This is a genomic window from Sapientia aquatica (assembly GCF_004358105.1).
Lineage (GTDB): Bacteria > Pseudomonadota > Gammaproteobacteria > Burkholderiales > Burkholderiaceae_D > Solimicrobium > Solimicrobium aquaticum.
Window position 1 is genome coordinate 1 of sequence record NZ_SMYL01000042.1, and the last position, 1,013, is coordinate 1,013.

Annotated in this window: 1 protein-coding gene; it reads left to right on the forward strand. The window is 57.7% G+C overall.

Annotated elements, in window-relative coordinates; genetic code table 11:
- The coding region (locus E2I14_RS19175) for a type VI secretion system Vgr family protein (protein ID WP_133331551.1) at positions 1–1,013 on the forward strand (1,013 nt) is incomplete at both ends.

A 1,013-nucleotide genomic window follows, 5' to 3' on the forward strand; every position in this document is an offset into this window, starting at 1 on the left:
CCCGCACCCTCTCCATCCACAGCCCAGCCATCCCACAAATCAACGATCCATCCGCCCTAATCCCCGTGCGTCTGTCCGGTTCTGACGCCATGAATCATCTGTTTGAATACCACTTACTGCTTAAAACACCCGATGCGTTGAATCCGTTTTCCGGCGATGCGGCCAATGTCGCGTTGGATGATTTGATCGGGCAAGAGATGACCGTGATGGTGCAGCTTGACGGCAGCGGCACCTTTGTCGCGGGCGCGATGGGGCAGACGGGGGCGGCTAACGTGGGAGCGGGAATGCGTGAGATTACCGCCCTAATTACGCACGCGCAGTTTGTGCGTCAAGAAGGCCGGCACGTCCTATACCAATTGACGTTACGCCCGTGGCTGCATCTGGCCACGCTCACTACTGACTGCAAAATCTTTCAAGACCAAACCGTGGTTGAACTGCTTGATGCGCTCTTGGCCGACTATCACTTTCCCGTTAAAAAACGTTTGATCGAAACCTACCCCAAGCGCGATTACCAAACGCAGTACAACGAAACCGATTTCGATTTCTTTTGCCGCTTGTGCCAAGAATGGGGCATTAGCTGGTTTTTTGAACACAGCGACGGCGCGCAGCGCTTGGTCTTGATCGACAACATGGGCAGTTACGCCGCCCATCCTAGTAGTGCCTACCACACGCTGCGTTACCACAGCGGCAGTGCGCGTATCGATGAAGAAGTCATTCGCCAACTCACCCTGCACACCCGACTTACTACCGGCCAGTACAGCACCACTGACTACGACTACACCCGCCCGCGTGCGAACTTGCACGTTACCCGCAGCGATCCGCGCGCTACTGCCCACGCAAAGAGCGAGCAATACCAGTGGCACACCGACAGCCACTATGCCCAACCCAATGCGGGAACGGCGGGACCGAATGCGCCGCGGGACGAAGGCGACTTTATCGCCCGACTGCGCATGGAGGCGCTACGCAGTCCGGGGCGACGGGCCTTTGGGCAAGGCAATCTGCGCGGCATGGTC